This is a genomic window from Kumtagia sp., assembly GCF_059502445.1.
Genome location: NZ_JCACER010000041.1, coordinates 1 through 4753 on the forward strand (window position 1 = coordinate 1; position 4753 = coordinate 4753).

At 67.7% G+C, this 4753-nt stretch carries 2 protein-coding genes; both read right to left on the reverse strand.

Annotated elements, in window-relative coordinates; all coding sequences use genetic code 11:
* Nucleotides 1-17: 17 nt before the first annotated feature.
* The gene (locus AC5JDC_RS14965) at nucleotides 18-2471 is read right to left on the reverse strand and encodes a GcvT family protein (protein ID WP_495842279.1); all 2454 of its coding nucleotides are present in this window, start codon (nucleotides 2469-2471) and stop codon (nucleotides 18-20) included.
* A 57-nt stretch (nucleotides 2472-2528) separates the two neighbouring features.
* On the reverse strand, nucleotides 2529-4490 hold the full coding sequence (locus AC5JDC_RS14970) for an ABC transporter permease (protein ID WP_495842281.1): 1962 nt from the start codon (nucleotides 4488-4490) through the stop codon (nucleotides 2529-2531).
* Nucleotides 4491-4753 lie beyond the last annotated feature (263 nt).

Here is a 4753-nt window from a genome sequence, read left to right on the forward strand (position 1 = left end):
CAAGGGGGAGGGAAGGCCTAGCCTTTCACCCGCTCACCCTTCGGATCGTAGAGCGGCTCCCTGTGGATGCGCGCCGGCGTACGCTCCATCGCCACAACCAGCTCGTAGTCGCCGGAGCCGAGAAACCCGTCGTCGACACCGCCGGCATTGCGCACATAGCCGTAGCCGATCGCCTTGCCGACCGTGTAGCCGTGGCCGCCGGAGGTGAGATAGCCGACAGGCTCGCCGTTGCGCAGAATCGTCTCGCGGCCGAGCAGGACGATGCCGGGATCGTCCACCGTGAAGCCGACGAAGCGTTTTGCCGGCGGCGTGCCATTGATTTTTTCCAGCGCTCGGCGGCCGATGAAATCGGTGTTCTTCCTCAGCTTCACCGCCCAGCCCAGGCCCGCCTCCAAGGGCGTGTCGTTGGGGGTGATGTCGGAGCCCCAGGCGCGATAACCCTTTTCCAGCCTGAGCGATTCCAGCGCGCGGTAGCCGACCGGCCGGATGCCGTGCGGCGTGCCTGCCGCCATCAGTGCGTCGAACACCTCGCCGGCGGCGGCGATCGGCACATGCAACTCCCAGCCGAGCTCGCCGACATAGGTGATGCGCAGCGCCCGCACGCTATGGCCGGCGATGCCGATCTCGCGGACATGGCCGAACGGGAAGGCCGCATTGGAGACATCGGCATCTGTGACGGCCGCCAGCACCGCGCGCGCCTTCGGTCCCATCAGCGACAGCGTGCCGAAGGTTTCGGTGATGTCTTCGATCGCCACATCCAGGCCGTCGGGGACATGCTCGGAAATCCAGGCACGGTCGTGGGTGCGGAAGCCGGTGCCGGTGACGACGTAGAAAAGATCCTCGCCGAGTCGGGCCACCGTCAAATCGGCCTCGATGCCGCCGCGCGTGTTGAGAAGCTGCGTGTAGGTGAGCCTGCCGGCCGGCTTGGACACGTCATTGGCACAGATCCAGTCGAGCGCCCGGGCCGCGTCCGCTCCCGTCACCGCGTATTTAGCGAAGGACGACTGATCGAAGATGCCGACATGCTCGCGCACATGCCGGTGCTCGTCGCCGACGGCGTCGAACCAGTTCTGCCGGCCCATGGAATAGACGTCCTGTGGCTCCGTGCCCGCCGGCGCGAACCAGTTCGGCCGCTCCCAGCCGAGTTTCGAACCGAACACGGCACGGTGGTCCTTCAGCCGATCGTAGAGCGGCGAGACGATGCGGGGACGGCCGGAAAGATACTCCTCGTGCGGGAAGCCGACAGTGTAGTGCTTGCCATAGGCTTCCAGCGTGCGCTCGCGCACCCAGCCGCGGTCGCGATGCAGGCCGGAGAAGCGGCGGATGTCGACGCTCCAGAGGTCGAGCGGCGCCTCGCCGTCCACCACCCACTGCGCCAGCACCCAGCCGGCGCCGCCGCCCGAGGCGATGCCGAAGGCGTTGAAGCCGGCGCCGACATACATGTTCCCGCACTCCGGCGCGCTTCCCAGGATGAAGTTGCCATCCGGGGTGAAACTCTCCGGCCCGTTGATCATCTGCTTGACGCCGGCGGTCTCCAGGGCGGGAACGCGGGCGATCGCCTGCGTCATGTGCTGCTCGAAATGATCGAAATCGTCGTCGAACAGGCGGAACTCCCAGTCGTCCGGCACGTCGCCGCCGGAAAGCCCGGTGTCCCAGGCGATCGGGTCCGGCTCGTAGCCGCCCATGACGAGGCCGCCGACCTCCTCCTTGAAATAGGTGCGCCGGTCGGGGTCGCGGATGGTCGGCGCGTCGGAGGCCAGTCCGGCGATCTTCTCGGTGACGATGTACTGGTGTTTTACGGGTTGCAGCGGCACCTCGATGCCGGCCATGGCGCCGACCTGCCGCGCCCATTGGCCGGCGCAGTTGACGACCTTTTCGCAGGCGATGGCGCCCTGCGTGGTCTTCACCGCCGTGATGCGCCCGTCCTTGATGTCGAAGCCGGTGACGCGCACGTCCTCGAACAGTTTCGCGCCATGCATGCGCGCGCCCTTGGCCAGCGACTGGGTGATGTCGGAGGGGCTGGCCTGGCCGTCGGTCGGCAGCCATGAGGCGCCGACGAGGTCGGACACCTCCATCAGCGGCCAGATGCGCTTGACCTCTTCCGGCGAGACCAGGTGCATCTCCATGCCGAAGCTCTTCGCCGTGGTGGCGAGCCGCCTGAACTCGGTCCAGCGGTCGCGGTTGGTGGCGAGCCGGAGGCAGCCGGTCATCTTCCAGCCGGTCTCCAGGCCGGTTTCGGCCTTGAGGCTCTTGTAGAGCTCGACCGAATATTTGAGCACGCGGGTGATCGAGGCCGAGGAGCGGAGCTGGCCGACCAGGCCGGCGGCGTGCCAGGTCGAGCCGGATGTGAGCTTGCCCTGCTCCAGCAGCACCACCTCGGCCTTGTGATCGCGGGCGAGGTGGTAAGCCGTCGAGCAGCCGATGATGCCCCCGCCGATGACGACGATCCGGGCGTGGCTGGGCAGGGTCATGGGCGATTCATCCCGTATTTTGTTGTTCTTGACTGTTGATTGGCGGCCGGCATGCCCTCACACCAGCCCGAGCCGCGCGCGGGCGCGGGCCGCGCCGGCGGCGATGAGCCGGTCGGCAATGATGGCGATGAAGGCGACGGCGAACCCGGCGACGATGCCGCGCCCGGTGTCGGCCTTGGTCAGCGCGATATAGACCTCCTGGCCGAGGTCGCGCGTCCCGACCAGCGCGGTGATGACCAGCATCGACAGGGCGAACATGATCGTCTGGTTCAGCCCGAGCAGGATCTCCGGCAGCGCCAGCCTGAGCCGGATCTTGGTGAGCAGCTGCCCCGGCGTGCAGCCCATGGCGCGGCCGGCCTCGATGATGCGCGGATCGACCTGCCTGAGGCCGAGCACGGTGTAGCGGATCGCCGGCGCGATCGCGTAGGCGACCACCGCGATCATGGCGGTGAAGTCGCCGACGCGGAACAGCATCACCGCCGGCATCAGGTAGACGAAGGACGGCAGCGTCTGCAGCGTGTCGATGACCACCTGCACCCAGCGCCACAGCTTTTCCCGCTCGGCGACGAGAATTCCGATCGGCAGGCCGATCAATGTGGCGACGACCACCGAGATGCCGCACAGATAGACGGTCACCATCGCCTTCTCCCACTGGCCGGTGGCGGCGATCAGGAGGGCAAGAACACCGACCAGCACGCCGAGGCGCGCGCCGCCCAGCCGCCAGCCGGCGAAGGCCAGCAGCGCGGTCACGCCGAGCCACGGCAGGCCGGCGAGCAGCCGCTTGAACGGGATCAGCAGGTTGAGCAGGACCGCGTTCTTCGCAGCTTCGAAGGCATCGAAGAAATTGACGTTGATCCATTCGACCGCGCGCGAGAAGAAGGTGCCGGTCGAGACCTGCAGCGCCTCCGGATAGCTCTGCACGGCCGGCAGGACGAGCCCTGCCAGCCCGGAAACCAGCACCAATGCGGCGGCCGCCGCGGTGTAGGGATAACGGCCGACGGGCGGGCCGGCGGTGGGTCGGGACGATGCGGCGGACGCCTTTTCCGCAAAAGCCTGGCTGAGGCGGTCGAGCGCGATCGCCAGCGCCACGATCGCGAGCCCGGCCTCCAGCCCGGCGCCGATGTCGAGGCGGCGCAGCGCGGCGAGCACGTCGAAGCCGAGCCCGCCGGCACCGATCATCGAGGCGATGATGACCATGTTGAGCGACAGCATGATCACCTGGTTGACGCCGACCATCAGGCTGTCGCGCGCCGACGGCACCAGCACCCGCCAGGTCATCTGCCGGCGCGTGCAGCCGATCATTTTTCCGAGGTCGTGGATTTCCGACGGCACCGAGCGCAGCGCCAGCGCGGTGATGCGCGTCATCGGCGGCATGGCGTAGATCAGGGTGGCGACGATCGCCGCCGTCGGGCCGAAGCCGAACAGGAACAGGATCGGTACCAGGTAGGCGAAGACGGGGATCGTCTGCATCAGGTCGAGGATCGGCGTCAGCGCCGTCTCGAAGCGCGGCCAGCGGTAGGCGGCGAGCCCCAGCACCAGCCCGCCGACAACCCCGATCGGCACGGCGACCAGGATCGACGCCAGTGTCACCATGGCGCTGCTCCATTGGCCGAAGATCGCGAGGAACAGGAAGCAGCCGCCGGAAAGCAGTGCCAGTTTCCGCCCGCCGGCATAGAAGCCCAGCAGGGAGACGATGCCGACGACGGCGAGCCAGGATAGCGGCGGGACGATCTGCACCGCGCTCGATCCCTGACCCGACAGGAAGCCGGTCGACAGCAGGCTGAGCGCCAGGCGGTAGGGGACGTCGATGGCAGCCGCTATGAACCGGGTCAGTTCGGTAAAGGTGAACAGGCCGAAATGCGCGTCGTTGAGCAGCCATTTCATGGCGTCGCCAATCCAGCGCTGCGCCGGCAGGCGCCAGGCGCGCGGATAGTCGAACGCCCATTTCGCCAGGGGCTCGCCGAACTGCCAGAGCAGGATGAAGGCCATGCCCGCGACGAGCCAGGGGATGGACAGCATGCCGCCGTCTAGGCGCGGGGCGAGTGGGCGGGTGTCGATGCCGGGCACGCTCATGGGAACGCGACCGCCATTTTGCGGGACGGGCGCCGGCGCTCCTTCGCACCCCCCTCTGTCCTGCCGGACATCTCCCCCGCAAGGGGGGAGATTGGCAGCTTCGGTCTTGCCGCTTCACCTTCAACATTGGTGATTGGCGAAAACCGGGCGGACGGCCAATCTCCCCCCTTGCGGGGGAGATGTCCGGCCCATTCGACAAGCTCAGGACA